15 protein-coding genes are annotated in these 15,641 nt (G+C 67.1%); 10 read left to right on the forward strand and 5 right to left on the reverse strand.

Going from position 1 to position 15,641, the window contains the following annotated elements; translation table 11 throughout:
* Positions 1–117: 117 nt before the first annotated feature.
* A complete protein-coding gene (locus K7711_RS21645; RefSeq protein WP_222971221.1) occupies positions 118–909 on the forward strand; it encodes a hypothetical protein in 792 nt (263 codons plus the stop codon).
* A 21-nt stretch (positions 910–930) separates the two neighbouring features.
* Here K7711_RS21645 and K7711_RS21650 read toward each other — a convergent pair whose 3' ends face one another.
* On the reverse strand, positions 931–1,743 hold the full coding sequence (locus K7711_RS21650; RefSeq protein WP_222971222.1) for an RES domain-containing protein: 813 nt from the start codon (positions 1,741–1,743) through the stop codon (positions 931–933).
* Positions 1,744–1,813: 70 nt separating this feature from the next.
* Positions 1,814–2,194 (reverse strand): hypothetical protein, encoded by a 381-nt coding sequence (locus K7711_RS21655; RefSeq protein WP_222971223.1) that lies wholly within the window; start codon positions 2,192–2,194, stop codon positions 1,814–1,816.
* A gap of 146 nt (positions 2,195–2,340) precedes the next feature.
* Between K7711_RS21655 and K7711_RS21660 the strand changes: the two genes are divergently transcribed.
* The 8 genes from K7711_RS21660 to dcd all read left to right on the forward strand — a co-directional run bounded on the left by K7711_RS21660 (position 2,341) and on the right by dcd (position 10,011).
* On the forward strand, positions 2,341–2,886 hold the full coding sequence (locus K7711_RS21660) for an SLATT domain-containing protein (RefSeq protein ID WP_222971224.1): 546 nt from the start codon (positions 2,341–2,343) through the stop codon (positions 2,884–2,886).
* 71 nt (positions 2,887–2,957) lie between these two features.
* On the forward strand, positions 2,958–3,950 hold the full coding sequence (locus tag K7711_RS21665) for a ketopantoate reductase family protein (RefSeq protein WP_222971225.1): 993 nt from the start codon (positions 2,958–2,960) through the stop codon (positions 3,948–3,950).
* Between the two features lie 249 nt (positions 3,951–4,199).
* Complete coding sequence (locus K7711_RS21670; RefSeq protein ID WP_308014863.1) at positions 4,200–5,171, forward strand: alpha/beta hydrolase; 972 nt, start codon at positions 4,200–4,202, stop codon at positions 5,169–5,171.
* Between the two features lie 2 nt (positions 5,172–5,173).
* Positions 5,174–6,082 (forward strand): SDR family NAD(P)-dependent oxidoreductase, encoded by a 909-nt coding sequence (locus K7711_RS21675; RefSeq protein ID WP_222971227.1) that lies wholly within the window; start codon positions 5,174–5,176, stop codon positions 6,080–6,082.
* 1 nt (position 6,083) lies between these two features.
* Positions 6,084–7,004, forward strand: coding sequence for a ferritin-like domain-containing protein (locus K7711_RS21680; protein WP_222971228.1), 921 nt, complete (start codon positions 6,084–6,086; stop codon positions 7,002–7,004).
* A 25-nt stretch (positions 7,005–7,029) separates the two neighbouring features.
* On the forward strand, positions 7,030–8,529 hold the full coding sequence (locus tag K7711_RS21685) for a flavin-containing monooxygenase (RefSeq protein ID WP_222971328.1): 1,500 nt from the start codon (positions 7,030–7,032) through the stop codon (positions 8,527–8,529).
* An 83-nt stretch (positions 8,530–8,612) separates the two neighbouring features.
* On the forward strand, positions 8,613–9,389 hold the full coding sequence (locus K7711_RS21690; protein ID WP_222971229.1) for a MerR family transcriptional regulator: 777 nt from the start codon (positions 8,613–8,615) through the stop codon (positions 9,387–9,389).
* A 46-nt stretch (positions 9,390–9,435) separates the two neighbouring features.
* Positions 9,436–10,011 (forward strand): dCTP deaminase, encoded by a 576-nt coding sequence (gene dcd / locus K7711_RS21695; RefSeq protein ID WP_222971230.1) that lies wholly within the window; start codon positions 9,436–9,438, stop codon positions 10,009–10,011.
* An 84-nt stretch (positions 10,012–10,095) separates the two neighbouring features.
* Here the strand turns inward: dcd and K7711_RS21700 are convergent, their stop codons facing one another.
* From K7711_RS21700 to K7711_RS21710, 3 genes are all read right to left on the reverse strand, one after another.
* Positions 10,096–11,736 carry a purine-cytosine permease family protein gene (locus tag K7711_RS21700; protein WP_308014864.1) on the reverse strand — a complete coding sequence of 547 codons (1,641 nt, stop codon included), beginning with the start codon at positions 11,734–11,736 and terminating at the stop codon, positions 10,096–10,098.
* Positions 11,737–11,865: 129 nt separating this feature from the next.
* Entirely contained in the window at positions 11,866–12,414 is a 549-nt protein-coding gene (locus K7711_RS21705; RefSeq protein ID WP_222971231.1) for a YdcF family protein, read from the reverse strand.
* A 22-nt stretch (positions 12,415–12,436) separates the two neighbouring features.
* Complete coding sequence (locus K7711_RS21710) at positions 12,437–14,002, reverse strand: S53 family peptidase (protein WP_222971232.1); 1,566 nt, start codon at positions 14,000–14,002, stop codon at positions 12,437–12,439.
* 278 nt (positions 14,003–14,280) lie between these two features.
* Here K7711_RS21710 and K7711_RS21715 point away from each other — a divergent pair, with 278 nt between their 5' ends.
* Complete coding sequence (locus K7711_RS21715) at positions 14,281–15,603, forward strand: UDP-glucose dehydrogenase family protein (RefSeq protein WP_222971233.1); 1,323 nt, start codon at positions 14,281–14,283, stop codon at positions 15,601–15,603.
* The last annotated feature ends 38 nt before the right edge of the window (positions 15,604–15,641 follow it).

Consider the following 15,641-nt stretch of genomic DNA (forward strand, 5'->3'; position numbering starts at 1 on the left):
GGGCCCGGGTACGCGACGATCACGACCCGCGCATCGGGTGGTCACGTGCTGCGTGCGAAATATGCTCCTCCGCAGCGGTGTCGAGCAGGACCGCGTACATCTGAATATCGTGTACCGATGACCAGCAGCACACCCCCCGGCTATCACCATTGGACGCGGCGACCCGTGGTCTATCTGCCGGTACACCGGCGCGGTGAGGTGATCGGCTGCATATGGGCGTCCCCGGACCAGCATGCCGCGGGTTTCGAGCGCCGGCTCGCCGTGGCCGGTGACGATCTGGACTGCCTGATCGCCTGGGAGGCGAGACTGAGCGAGTCGGCCGCGGCCGGGCTGAGCGCGCGTGCCGCGATCGAGCGGTGGATCGGCGCACCCGAGGACGCGGTCGCCGGAACCGTTCCGGCGCAGAGCAGTCCGGTCGAATCGCCGAGCCTGGCCTGGCTGTGGGAGCAACTCAATCCGGACGGACCGCCGCTGGGCGAGGGCCCGCTGATCCAGGACGGCACCTATCCCGACGGCACACCGGTGGACCGCGAGCAGGGCTGGGGTCCACTGGTGAGTGCCCCGCTGGAGAACTACGCGTCCGAGACCGACGCACCGGTCCGATATCTGCCGGTCCGGCTGGATTCCGTTGTGGTGGGCTATGTCTGGGCCGCGGTCACCGATGATGCCGCCGGATATCTGCCACGCCCGGAGGCCGGGCGCACGGGTGAGATCGCAGCGGGCCTGTGGCAGTTGCGATTCAGCGATGCCTACCGCGCCGGGCAGCCGGCCACCGACGCGTTGCGCAGGTTCCCCGCCTTCGCCGCGGATCGGTTGTCCGGCGTCGTCGGTCCCGGCACCACCGAGGATCTGGCCTCCGGTCTCACCGAGCTACGACAACGGGCCGAGGCGGCGACGACGGAGCAGTAGCCACCCGAAACCTCTTGACTCTCACCAGGTTCCGGTCAGGCCGTAGGCCGACAGAATCGCCTCCAGCGGGGGATTGAGGGCAGGTTGCAGGACTTCGGTGCCGTCGTCGGCGGTGGTGATGAGACCTTTCGGGCGCGATCGCCTGGATCGGCGCAGCCAGACGGCCCAGCAGGTCCACTCGCTGCCGTATCGCGATCCGAACATCACGCCGTGCGCGAGCGTCCCGTCGTAGAGGGTCACCGGCCAGATGGAGTTCGCGATCGCGGTGGTGAGCCAGCGCGCGGGGCCGCGCAACTCGGCGACGGTGAGGTCGGTGACTCCGCGCTCGATGAGCGTTCTCGGTGCGTACGTGGTGCTGATGGCCGAAAGGCTCGCCGCGGCTTCGATATCGATGAACCATCCCCTGGCGGGCAGGGTGATTCGATACAGCCGCAGTTCGGTCAGCCACATCAGGTCGACCTCGCCGGGGGAGCGGTATCCGGAGCTGCGCCATTCCTCGCGGATCAGTGATTCGAGCTCGTCCTCATCGCTCACATCATCGAAATACGCCATCGCCCGCCGCGGCAGCTTGGGACGCAACGGCGCCAGCAGCTCACCGTAGGCGCCCTCCATCGTGCCGGCGGCGTAGACGGTCTGCTGCCCCTCGACGTCGTATCTGTTCCAGTCCTCTCGTTCCTCCGGACCGGACGGGACGCGCCTGAGCGGATTGAGCGGGCCGTACACCGGTTTGGCGAGGCGGAATACCTCACGGCGGGAGGAGGAAACGAGCGCCAGGCCCGTCTTGGGACATCTGCGATTCGTACCGGCGCCGGAGTGGATATCGCTGACGGACACCACCATTCCCCCTTCATCCGAGTCGACACCGATAGAGGGATGGTATCGAAGGGGGAATCCGGGGTGTTCGTCAGTCGCCGGAGCGGTCCGCGAATGCCACTGCCGCAGTGATCACTTCGCGATATCGGCCGTCTCGGATCGCGATGGCGGGCGAGTCCTCTTCCAGGTGCGGGTTCGCGCCGATGAACCACGCTCGCGCCACATCCGCACTTTCCGTGCTCGACAGAATGCTCCAACAGCGGTGGGCCACCTGTAGGCGGGTGAGTGCGGCATCGCGGGGACGCGGCCCGTCCGTCTGCGACCACTTGTAGGGCAGTTTGCGATCGCGCACGTTGGCGACGAGTGCGACGAGGGTCGGACCCAGATTGTGTACGAGCTGACCTGTCAGCTCCGACGTGGGCAGCCGAGACGCTTGCGCATGACTGGCGACGGCTTCGTGTGGTGCGCTCATCGGCCTCACAATCCTCGATGGGTGAGCCTGCCTCACCACAAATGCGTCGACAATCAGGGTAGCTGCGAATGCCACCCAAATGCAACCATTTGTGCTACTTTCAGTCCACCTTACAGTACGGTGTCACTCTTCTGAACAGGGAATACATGTTCAAGACTCGCCGGCCCGACGGTGAGCCGCGCAGAGCTCGCTCCTCCGGGCTGCACAGCCCCGAGCCTCCGCCGGAGGGAGCCGACACGCTGGAGATCAGCCTCCACTACCTGACGTTCTATCGGAACGAGTACCAGCGCTCCCGCGTGGTGGTGAAGACCCGCGCCAAACGCGTCGTCGTGTGGACCGCGGTCGCCAACGGCCTGATCGCTGTGGTCGGCGCTGCGGTGGCCGTGTTCGATGCCCCGTGGCTGGGCCTGGCCAGCACCGGCCTGGCCGCCTCGATCGGGGTGCTCACCGCGTGGGACGGCCTGTATCGGCATCGTGAGATGTGGGTGCAGCGCAGCGTGATTCTCGGCCAGCTGCAAGCCCTGCTGCGGACCACGGAACTGCGTCGGGCGGAGGGAGCCGACCGCAGAACACTCGCCCGCGGGACCATGCGGCACCTCAACGCGATCCTCGAAGAGGATCTCGAGGCGTGGACGTCGCTGCGCCGAACGCAGCCGGCGACGCATGAACGCGACAGTGCCTCAGCCGAATAGCCGTCGCCGTCTCGCGACCGAATACCCGGCCGGATCTGCCCCGGAGCCCGATCGCACATAGCATCGCCGGTATGCGATACATCATCATCGGGGCGGGTGCGGTCGGCGGTGTCATCGGCGCGCGGCTGATTCAGGGCGGCAACGACGTGGTGCTGGTCGCCCGCGGTGCGCATCTGGCGGCGCTGCGCGGCAGCGGGTTGCGGCTGGTCACCGTCGAGGGCGCCGAGACGTTGCCGGTCCACGCCGTGACCGATGCCGCCGAACTCGGCGAGTTGCGGGCCGACGACGTGCTGGTACTGGCGGTGAAATCGCAGGACACCGTGGCCGCGCTGACGCAGTGGGCCGCCGCGCCGGTGGCCGGTGGCGGGATCGCCGCGGACCGGCTCGCGCTGGTGTGCGCCCAGAACGGCGTGGAGAACGAACGGGTCGCGCAGCGGATCTTCCGCACCGTGTACGGGATGTGCGTGTGGCTGCCCGCGACGCACCTGGAACCGGGCGTGGTGGTCTCGCACACCGCGCCCATGAGCGGCATCCTGACGCTCGGCCGCTACCCGCACGGAAGTGATTCCACGATAAGCGAATTCGGCAAGCATCTGGCCTCGAGCCAATTCCTGGCCCCGGTCGTCGAGGACGTGATGCGCTGGAAGTACGGAAAACTCCTCAACAATCTGGGCAACGCCCTGATGGCACTGCTGGACGACAGCGGTGAACCGGCGCAGGACCTGTGGCGCGGCGCCCGAGCCGAGGGCGAGGTGGTCCTGGCCGCGGCCGGGATCCCCTACGCCGACGAGGCGGAACGTGAAGTGGTGCAAGGTGATCGGATGCAGTTGCAGCAGATCGAGGGGGTGCCCCGGCTCGGCGGCTCGACGTGGCAGAGCCTCGCGCGCGCGACCGGCTCGGCCGAGGTCGACTACCTCAACGGCGAGATCGCCCTGCTCGGACGACTGCACGGGGTGCCGACGCCGATCAACGATCTGCTCCAGCGCCTGGTCACCGAATACGCCCGGGACCGCCGCGAACCCCGCGATCTCGCACCGAGCCGGATACGAGCCATGCTCGGCTGACCGAGCGGTCCGCGATGGCAGCTCGTGACCTGGCGTCGAGTCGTTTGCGTGCCGTAATCGGCTGGTCGAGCCGCCCTGCGCTGCTCCGCGACCGGGCATGAATCCTGCTGCGGCCCTTGCTCATATCGGCTGGATCGCCGGAGAGTAGAACTCGGGCCGCCGGAGGCAGAAAGCGGCGGGAGCGAATGTGCCATTGACAACTGGCACATTCGCTGTGATGCTCTGACTATGACGAGTACAGGGTCAACGGTGACCGCTGGCCCCGGGCTGCCGCGGTCCGCGTCCCTGCGGGCACAAATCGCAGCGGCTGCCTCGGTGGCCGGGTTGCGGCAGGTCAACGGGTTGTTGCCGGCCAATCGGGCGGGGGTCTGGGCGGGCCGCGGGTTGATCGCGGCGGTGATGGCGGCATTCGGGCCGACCCTGCCGGGGACCTCGGTGGTCGAGGTTCGCGCCGGTGACCTGCGCGGGGAATGGGTGCGGGCCGCGGGAGTGGAGCACGGCGAACGCGCGATCTACTACATCCACGGCAGCGGGTACGTCGTCTGCTCGGCGCGCACCCACCGCGGGCTGGCCTCGCGGCTGTCGAAGGCGACCGGACTGCCGGTATTTCTCGTCGACTATCGCCTCGCGCCCGAACACCGGTTCCCGGCGGCGGCCCAGGACGTCGCGGCCGGATACCGCTGGCTGCTCGAAAAAGGTTACCGAGCAGGTGATCTGGTGATCGGCGGCGATTCCGCGGGCGGGCATCTCGCGCTGGATCTGTTGCTGCACAACGATCGCACGGGTATCGCGCAGCCCGCGGGAGCGTTCATGTTCTCGCCACTGATGGATCTCACGCTCACGCTCGCCGAACAGCAGGATCGGCGGCGCCCGGATCCGATGGCGCCCGCGCGGGCCGGTCGCCGCCTCGTGGAGCTGTACACGCGCGGACAGTCCGCGGCCTCGCCGCGACTGCGACTGGACATCGCGCCCGGTACCCCGCTGCCGCCGCTGTTCGTGCAGGCCAGCGCCGAGGAGATGCTGTCCGATGACGCGCGCCGACTGCACGAGATGGCTTGCGCGGCAGGGGTTCGCTGCGAGCTCGAGCTGTGGCCGGGCCGCATTCATGTCTTCCAGGCGTTGCCGCTGCTGGTCCCCGAAGCGGGGCCCGCGCTGCGGCACGCCGCGGAATTCGTCCGCTCCGCACTCGCGGAGAACTCGGTTCGGGAACGGGTGAGCTGAACATGTGGATACTCGACGATCTGGTGGCCGCCCTGAGCGGCGACCGCCGCTCGCGCGCTGCGAAGGCGGTGGTGACCGGCGCGGGCAGCGGTATCGGCCGCGCCTTCGCCCTCGAATTGGCCGCTCGCGGAGGCGAAGTGGTGTGCTCCGACATCGATGAGGAGCGTGCGCAGGAGACGGTCCGGATGATCCGGCGGATCCACGGCGGCGCGGCGCACGCGGTCGTCTGCGACGTCTCCCGGCGCGAGGACGTGGAGAGCCTGGCCATGCACGCCGAGCTGATCTTCGGCGGCCCGCCGACCCTGGTGGTCAACAACGCGGGTGTGGGCATCGGCGGAAAACCCGTGGGGGAGATCGGATTCGAGGACTGGCAGTGGGCGCTGGGCATCAACATGTGGGGTGTGGTGCACGGCAGCGAGATCTTCGTCCCGAGGCTGCGCGCGGCCGGACGCGGCGGCATCATCAACGTCGCCTCGGCGGCCGGATTCGCCGCCGCACCCTCGATGGGCCCGTACAACGTGTCCAAGGCCGCGGTCATGTCGCTGTCGGAGACGATGGCCGCGGAGCTGTCCGGTAGCGGCGTCGCGGTGACGGTGCTGTGCCCGACCTTCGTGCGCACCAACGTCGCCCGGGACGGCCGCATCACCGCGGCCTCGCAGCAGTTGGCCGAAACCCTCATGCGCTGGACCGGTTTCACCCCGGAGCAGGTGGCGCGCACCACCCTCGACGCCAACGACCGGGGCCGGTTGTACGTGGTGCCGCAGTTGGACGCCCAGGTGATCTGGCATCTCAAGCGGCACTTCCCGACCCTCTACGCACACGCCCTGGGCGTCATGAATCATCTTCTGCCGCACGACGATCAACAGTCGGCCGAGGCGGCGGACGGACACGATACGAAGACAGGAGTCTGAGATGTCCTTCGACTTCGACGATATGCTGGCCAAGATCAAGTCCCGGCAGTGGGCACTGGCCGATATCGATTGGGACGCACCGGGAGCCGAGCTGATCCGACCGGATCTGCATGCCCGGTTGAAACCGTTCATGGCCGATCTGATGTGGATCGAGAACGTCGGCGCGCGCGGTTTCGCCGCGATGGCCCGCAAGGCCCCGACCGAGACGCTGAAGGAGATCTACCGGTATTTCCACGCCGAGGAGCAGCGCCACGCCAACGCCGAACTGGCCCTGATGCGGCGCTGGGGCATGCTCGACGGTGACGAGATTCCGGAGCCGAATGTCAACGTCAAACTCGTGATCGACTTTCTGGACAAGTACTCCGACGGTATGTCGCTGTCCTTCCTGGGCACCGTGATCCCGATGCTCGAGGTGGCGCTGGACGGCGCGCTGATCAAATTCATCACCGACGAGGTCACCGATCCGGTCGCGCAGGAGGTGTTCAAGAAGATCAACAACGACGAATCACGCCATCTGGCAACCGATTACGCGGTCATGGATCTGCTCGGGCACGCGCCGGTCCGGAAGCTCGCGATCGATATGGTCGGCGGCTGGTGCAAGCCCTCGCTCATCGTCGGCACGTTGAGTTACATTCCGCTGCTGAACAAGATGCGGGACAACATCGTCGCGATGGGCGTCAGCGAGGAGAAGCTGTACGGCGCGATGCGCCGGTACGCGAGTGTGGGCGAGCGCAGCGAGTTCGTGCGGCGGCTGCCGATGTTCCAGTTCGTCAAGATGCACAGCAACTGGGTCGTGCATCGCGATCACCCGTACCACCTGTTCGCCGACGCCATGGTGAAGCTGACCGCGCACTATCCCAAGGCGCTGCTGCGCCCGCAGCCGACGTGGTCGAAGGAACTGACCTACGAGCCGGTCGCGTGAACGGACGGATATGAGCGAGACACAGATGCTGGACGTGGCGATCATCGGAGCCGGTTTCGCCGGTGTCGGCACGGCGATCAGATTGCGGCAGAAGGGGATCGGGAACTTCGCTATCTTCGAGCGGGGTGACCGGGTCGGCGGGACCTGGCGGGACAACACCTATCCGGGCGCGGCCTGCGACATCCCCTCGCGGTTGTATTCCTACAGCTTCGCGCCCAATCCGAACTGGTCGCAGACCTATTCCGGCAGTGCGGAAATTCTCGGGTACATCGACACCATGGTCCGGGAATTCGGGATCGCGCCGCGAATCCGGTTCGGCCACAACGTGACCGGAGTCGACTACGACGAGGCCAGTGGCACCTGGACGGTGAGTTTCAGTGGTCGACGCCGAAAGATCAAGGCACGCACCGTTGTTCTGGCCTCGGGTCCGCTGGCCAATGCAAGCCTGCCCGAGATCGAGGGGATCGAGACCTTCGAGGGGCACAAGATCCACAGCGCCCGGTGGGATCACGACTACGACTTCACCGGGAAGCGGGTGGCCGTGGTCGGCACGGGCGCCAGTGCGGTGCAGATCATTCCGGTACTGGTCGAGCGGGCCGGATCGGTCAAGGTGTTCCAGCGCACGCCCGGCTGGGTGCTGCCGCGCCTCAACCGGGAGACGAACGCGCTGACCAGGCGCCTGTACCGGCAGCTGCCGATCACCCAGTCGCTGGCCCGCGAGGCGTGGTTCTGGGGACACGAGTCCGTCGCGCTGGGCGTGGTGTGGAACACCCCGCTGACCCGGGTCGTCGAATCGGTTGCCCTGCTGCACTTGCGAACTCAGGTGCGCGATCCGTGGCTGCGGCGGCAGCTGACCCCGGACTTCCGGGCCGGGTGCAAACGCCTGCTGATGAGCAGCGACTACTATCCGGCGTTGCAGCGGGACAACTGCACGCTGGTGACCTGGCCGATCGCCGCGATCAGCCCGCGGGGCATCCGCACCGCCGAGGGGATCGAGCACCGCTTCGACTGCATCGTGTTCGCCACCGGATTCGAGGTGTCCAAGACCGGTTCGCCGGTACCGGTCACCGGTCGCGACGGCCGGGTGCTCGCGGACGAATGGCGCCGGGGCGCTTACGCATTCAAGAGCGTCACGGTGGCGGGATATCCGAATCTGTTCCTGACCTTCGGTCCCAACTCCGGTCCCGGGCACAATTCGGCCCTGGTCTACATGGAGGCCCAGATCGACTATCTGACCGACGCCATCGGCCTGATCCTCGATCGGGATCTGCGTGCGCTCGAGGTGCGCCGGGATCGGCAGGACGGCTACAACGCCCGGCTGCAACGGCGGCTGACCGGCACCACGTGGAATTCCGGTTGTCGCAGTTGGTATCTCACCGAGGACGGGTTCAACGCCACCATGTACCCGGGCTTCGGCACCCAGTACGCGCGGGAGCTGGCGCGGGTGAATCCGGACGACTTCGTGCTGACACCGGCGGCCCGCGCGTCCGGTGAGCAGCGGCCGGTGACCGCGGTCACCGGTTAGACTCGACGAGGTACGACGCCCGCGCCGCAACCGGCGGCACGGGTATCTCGGTGGTTCGCAGCGAAGGGAATGGAGATCCTCGGATGGCGGAATACCGCATCGACGATCTCGCCCGAGCCGCCGGCACCACCTCCCGCAATGTGCGCGCCTATCAGGAGCGCGGACTGCTCCCGGTGCCGAGCAAGCGCAGCGGCCGCGCCTTCGTCTACGACGAATCGCATCTCGAGCGGCTGAAGATCATCGACGCGCTGCTGCAGCGCGGTTTCACCACCGCGCACATCGCGGACTTCATCACCAGCTGGGAGACCGGCAAGGATCTGACCGAGATCCTCGGCCTGCAACATGCGGTGACCGCGACCTGGGGTAAGGGCGAGACGCTCGAGGTGCCGCGCGAACTCGTCGCCACCGTGCTCGGCGAGCAGGACACCGGCATGCCCGATCCGGATCTGCTGGCCCGGCTGAGCGAACTGGGCCTGGTGCGGCTGCACGAGGAGACCGTCGAGTTCACCGAACCCGAACTGCTCACCACCTTCGCCGAACTGCACGGATACGGCATCGGCCTGCGCCGGCTGCTGGATCTGTACTCGGCGGTGATCAGCCGGGTCGACGATATCGCCGAGCTCATGGTCACCGCGGCCAAGGACCACCTGGTCGCCGAACACGGCCCCGGGTGGCTGCCCGAGAGCAACGAGGAGATCGCCGAGACCACGCAGATGCTCAACCACCTGCGCGAACTGGGCGTCACCGCGGTGCACACCAGCCTGGCCCAATCCCTGGACCGGGTGTTGCGCACCGAACTGGGCGACTACCTGGCGACGGCGGCGCTGCGGCACGGGACGGTCTCGCAGCACGGCAAGTGAGTCCCCGTCGCATCCTCGCCGCAGACCCCACGACTAGGATTTCGGCGTGCTGCTTTCCGATCGCGACATTCGTGCCGAGCTGGCCAGTGGGCGGCTCGGGCTGGAGCCGTTCGAGGAGAGGCTGGTGCAGCCGTCGAGTATCGACGTGCGGCTGGACCGGATGTTCCGGGTGTTCAACAACACTCGCTACACCCATATCGATCCGGCGCAGCGCCAGGACGAGCTGACCAGCCTGGTCGAACCGACCGAGGGGGAGCCGTTCGTCCTGCACCCGGGCGAATTCGTGCTGGGCTCGACCCTCGAGGTGTGCAGCCTGCCGGACGATCTGGCCGGGCGGCTCGAGGGTAAGTCGAGTCTGGGCCGGTTGGGCCTGCTCACCCACTCCACGGCCGGATTCATCGATCCCGGATTCTCCGGTCACATCACCCTCGAACTGTCCAACGTCGCGAATCTTCCGATCACGCTGTGGCCCGGGATGAAGATCGGCCAGCTCTGCCTGCTGCGCCTGACCAGCCCCGCGGAGAACCCCTACGGCAGCAGCGCGGCCGGTTCCAAGTACCAGGGCCAGCGCGGTCCCACACCGTCCCGGGCCTACCTGAACTTCCCCCTGCCCAAGCCCTGAGCCACCGCCCGCACACGCAGACGCACCCCGTGCACAGTCCGCGCGAGGCGGCTCCGTGTACGGGGTGCGTCGGATGTCGACAGGTCAGTGACCAGGTAGGACGTGGTCGCCGGACTTGTCCGTGGACAGCGCCAAGGAGCTGATGTACTGGATTTCGCCCTCGGGGCCGGGGATCGCGGAGGCGATCATGTCGGGGCGTTCGAAGTCGACGCCGGTGACGTGGCAGGTGAGGGTTTCGCCGGACGGGTTGCCGTGTTCGTCGAACATCGGCAGGTCGATGCCGTCGTCGGCGCGGCGCAGGTAGTAGCGGCCCTTGGTGAGCACGGCGGTGAGCGGGGTCAGGACGAAGGCCAGCACCACCGCGACGATCGGCGAATACGGCTTCAGGATTTCCCCGAACGCGCCGAAGAACGTCAGGATGGACAGCACCGCCGCCGCGCCGAATCCGACGAGTCCGACCGGGTTGAAGTTGTACAGCATGCCGCGCCGAAATTCCGGCTGCTTCGGCGAGATCTTCAGTAGATACTTGTTGACCGCGATATCCGTTGCGACGGTGACGATCCAGGCGATACCGCAGTTGGCGTAGAAGCCGAGGATATTGTTCAGGAAGTCGAACATGTTGGCTTCCATGAGAATCAGCGCGATCGCCAGATTGACGCCGAGGAATACCAGTCGTCCCGGATAGGTCTTGGTGACGCGGGTGAAGGAGTTCGTCCACGCCAGCGAACCCGAATACGCATTGGTCACATTGATTTTGATCTGGCTGATCACCACGAGCACCACCGCCAGCGTCATGGCCAGCCAGCCCGGCACCATATCGCGGTAGATCTCCAGGAACTGATGCACCGGCTGATTGGCGATCGACTGTGCGCCAGGAAGATTCGCGATCAGATAGACCGCGAGGAACAGGCCGACGACCTGTTTGACCGCACCGAAGATCACCCAGCCCGGTCCGGCCAGCAACATCCAGCCCCACCATTTGCGTTTGTTCTCAGGGGTTTTCGGCGGCATGAAGCGCAGATAATCGATCTGCTCGGCGATCTGCGCGATCAGCGACAGGCACACGCCCGCGGCGAGCAGCGCGCCCGTCAGGCTCACGCCGCCACCGTCCTTGCCGCCGTAGGCGAAGAAGCTGCGCACCGAATCCGGGTGCCGCACCAGCAGGAACACGAACGGCAGCACCATCAGCAGCAGCCACAGCGGCGTCGTCCACACCTGCAACTTGGCCAGGGTGTTCATCCCGTAGATCACCAGCGGGAAGATCAGCAGCGTGGAGGCCAGATATCCCAGCCACAGCGGAATGTGCAGTCCCAGTTGCAATCCCTGCGCCATGATCGAACCCTCGGTGGCGAAGAAGATGAACGTGAACGACGCGAACACCAGATTGGTGATCACCGACCCGTAGTAGCCGAATCCGCTGCCGCGGGTGATCAGATCCAGATCGATGTTGTAGCGCGCGGCATAGTAGGCCAGCGGAAATCCGGTCAGCATGATGACGACCGCGAAGATTCCGATGCCCAGCAGGGCGTTCCCGGTGCCGTTCGCGATGCCGACATTGGCTCCGATGGAGAAATCGGCCAGGTAGGCGATGCCGCCCAGGGCCGAGACGCCGACCACCGCCGGACTCCATTTTCGATAGCTGCGCGGCGCGAACCGTAACGTGTAGTCTTCCAGTGTTTCCTTCGTCGCGGTGGCTTGCACCCGGCGATCGTCGACGTCGACCACGTGAACTCCCTCTATCCCGGCCCGTGTGAACAGGCTCTGGGCCGAGGGTGGTTCGCGAATGTGCAGCGGCGTTTTCCGGGCCGTTACGGATGCGTTACTTCACATCCTCGGCGGCGAATTCGGCAGGGCTCAGCACTGTTCGGTGACGGCTTTCACAAAGCCGACCGATTGATAGAGAAAGTTGTACGCCCACCGCCGGAACGAGACGGGCGGATGCGCGTCGACCATGAGAATCTCTCCGCTCCAGCACTTTCCGAGCACATAGCGGGCCCGCGAGACGTGCGGGGTGAACGTCACCACGATCACCCGCCGCCAGTGCCCCGCCCGCGCCCGCTCGGCCAGCGCGCGCCCCTCCCCGAGCGTGGTGCGCGGATCCGGGTCGAAGCAGTCCACCTCGACCCGGTATCCGCCGTGACAGATCCGGTTCATCAGCGGGCTGTGCTCGTACGGATCCGAGAACAGCACGCGCGGCGCGTAACCCTCCCGCGCCAGCCGCAGGCCCAGCTCCTCGCGTCCGTCGTGCGCACCGCCGAGGACCAGGATCGCGTCCGCGGGCGCGGGCGAATCGACCTGCGGCCGAACGTAAACCGGCCACAACGCGGTCACCGCCACCGCGAGCAGGACGATCACGACGAGCGCAGCCCACTTCGCTCTCGTTCTGCCGCGGCGCTGTGCCATCCGCCGATCGTAGCCAGCGCGATCAGTCGGCCCCGTAGATCAGGTACTGCCGCACGATCTCCAACAGCTCCTCACCGTGCGGGACACCCAGCCCGGTGCACGCGTCCCAGCCCGCACCGGCACGGTAGAGCCCGTTGGTGCCCTCGGTGATGTCGCGGAAGCCGGGTGCGGCCTGCCCGGCGGTGACGCCCTTGTACAGCGCGGGCTGGAGCAGGCCGACCGGCGTGAGCAGCAGTTCGGCGATCCGGCAGAACAGTCCCGCCCACAGCGGCGCCGCGGCACTGGTCCCGCCGATCGGCATCTCGGTGCCTCGGACCCGGATCAGATAGCCGGTCATCGCGTCGGCGTCGGCCGCGACATCCGGGATGCCGCGTCCGGTCCGGCCGGCCCGCGGTGGCACCGCGACCTCCTTCTGCCAGACCGGCAGCTCGAACACCGTACTGACCCCGCCGCCGGTGTGCCCGCTCCACACTGATTCCTCGTCCACCGTGCGGGTGTGCAGATCGGCATACAGGGTGGTCCCACCGACCGCCAGAACATGCGGGCTGGACGCCGGGAACGACACGTGTGGCCCCGGAGTGGAGTCGTTCGTTCGGCTGCCGTCGTCACCGGAGGAGACGAACACCGTCACACCGAGCGCCGCCGCATCGGCCAGCAGCGCATCGATCGCGCCCAAAGCCTGCGGGGTCCAGCGCTCCTCGGCCATGCCCCAGCTGATGCTGATGACCGTATACGGAACATCGGCGTGCACCGCTGCGGCGACAGCGTCGACGAAGCCCTGATCGGAGTTCGGGGCGAAGTACACGACGATCTCCGCGCCCGGCGCGACCGAGCCGATGACGTCGATGTCCAACGCGACTTCCAGCGCCGCGTCGTCGGTGGTGCCCGCGTTGACCGCACCGTCGACGCCGACCGAGGTGATCTCGGGCTGTTCGATGCCGAGTTCGGCGAAGTACGCCGCGATATCCGCTTCGTCGTAGCCACCGCCGAATTCGAGGATCGCCGCACGCTGCTGGGAGCCGCCGGCCTGCGGGAAGTGGTAGACCTCGGCGAGCTGGGGCGGGGTGTAGACCACCGACTCGGTCGGATGCCCCTGCATCGTGCGCAGGTGAATTCCGACCTGCGGCCGGTCGTCCAGGCCGAGGACGGCCGTGACGACATTCTCCAGCGCGGCGGGCATGGACAGCTCACCGGTGCGCATCCGATGTTCGATCTGCGCACCGCCGACCGGATGCGCGGCGTTCACCCGGACCAGTTCGGTAGCGAACACCTTCTGCGCCACCGACACCGGCGCGCTCGCGCGCACCCGGCGCGATCCGGGGTGCTGTTCGAGGATCGTGGCCCCGGCCGATTCCAGCGTCGAGACGACCAGTTCCAGATCGGCCGGATCCGCGCCGTATTGCTGGGTGAACTCCTGAACCGAGACGGCCCGCGGGCCGGTGATCAGATCGGCGGGTAGTTCGGCGCGGCGGCGCAGCACCACCGTGAATTCGACGGTCGCGGCCGGATCGACCGGACCGAGAGTTTCGACTCCGGCGAGTGCGGCGCGCGCACTCCCGGGAAGTGCGGCGGTGGCGGCATCGGACATCGGCAGAATCTCCGTTCACACGAAATGCGAAGGAGTGCTGTCATTTTCGGTCTCCCCCCCGCGACAGGACTCCAGCGTAGCGCAACCGGCGATCTGCGCGACCCGGATCGCGGGGTCCGGGTTCGAGGTGGTTGTTTCGGGCGGGTTGCGCTGCGGTGTACACCCGGGTTTCGCCGCGGACGGCGGTGAGCTGGGGGTTTCCGCCTGTACATCTGATGTTGCCCGAGCACTTGCCTCGGCGACGCGGCACGGCCACGACGGGCGCTTACCAATGGAATATGCGTCTCACGGTTTTCGGGACTGGGTATCTGGGGGCCACCCATGCCGCGTGCATGGCCGAGCTGGGCCACGAAGTCGTCGGCGTCGACGTCGACCCGGGTAAGGTCGCCAAGCTCTCCGACGGGGTGACGCCCTTCTACGAGCCGGGCCTCGAGGAGGTGCTGCGCCGCAACCTCGATGCCGGGCGGCTGCGCTTCACCACCTCCTATCCGGAGGCGGCCGATCACGCCGACGTGCACTTCCTCGGCGTGGGCACCCCGCAGAAGAAGGGCGAATACGCCGCGGACCTGAAATATGTTCACGCCGTGATCGATTCGCTCGCCCCGCTGATCGAGCGGCCCTCGGTGATCATCGGCAAATCCACCGTCCCGGTGGGCACCGCGGCCGAACTGGGTGCGCGCGCTCGGGCCGCCGCGACGGCCGAGGTCGAGGTCGCGTGGAATCCGGAATTCCTGCGCGAGGGCTTCGCGGTCCAGGACACCCTGCGTCCGGACCGGCTGGTGCTCGGCCTGGACTCCGCGCGCGAGCGAGCCGACTGGGTCGCCGGACTGGTCCGGGAGATCTACGCGGAGCTGCTCGAGGCGCAGGTGCCGTTCCTGCAGACCGACTTGGCCACAGCGGAATTGGTGAAGGTCTCGGCGAATGCCTTTCTGGCGACGAAGATTTCGTTCATCAACGCGGTCTCGGAGGTGTGCGAGGCGACCGGCGCGGACGTCACGATCCTGGCCGACGCGCTGGGTTACGACGCCCGCATCGGACGTCGATTCCTCAACGCGGGCTTGGGATTCGGCGGCGGCTGCCTGCCCAAGGACATCCGCGCGTTCATGGCCCGCGCCGGTGAACTCGGGGCCGACCACGCCGTGGCGTTCCTGCGCGAGGTCGACAACATCAACATGCGCCGCCGGACCAAGGTGGTCGACATGGCCGCGAAGGCGTGCGGCGGCTCGCTGCTCGGGGCGAACGTGGCCGTCCTCGGCGCTGCGTTCAAACCCGAATCCGACGATGTTCGCGATTCACCCGCACTCAATGTCGCCGGAATGATTCAACTGCACGGCGCGGTCGTGAGTGTCTATGATCCCAAGGCTCTGGAGAATTCGCGGCGGGTATTTCCGACGCTGAATTATGCGACCTCCGTCGCGGATGCCTGCGATCGCGCGGATGTGGTGTTGGTGCTTACCGAATGGAAGGAATTCACCGCATTGCGTCCCGAGGATCTGAATCCTGTGGTGCGTTCGCGGTCGATCATCGACGGCCGCAACTGTCTCGAACGCGCCAGGTGGCGGGAGGCCGGATGGGTGTACGCCGGACTCGGCACACCGTAGTCTGGTAGCGGGGCAAGGTACAGTGGCCCGTACCGCGG

Source organism: Nocardia coffeae (assembly GCF_019890715.1).
Lineage (GTDB): Bacteria > Actinomycetota > Actinomycetes > Mycobacteriales > Mycobacteriaceae > Nocardia > Nocardia jiangxiensis.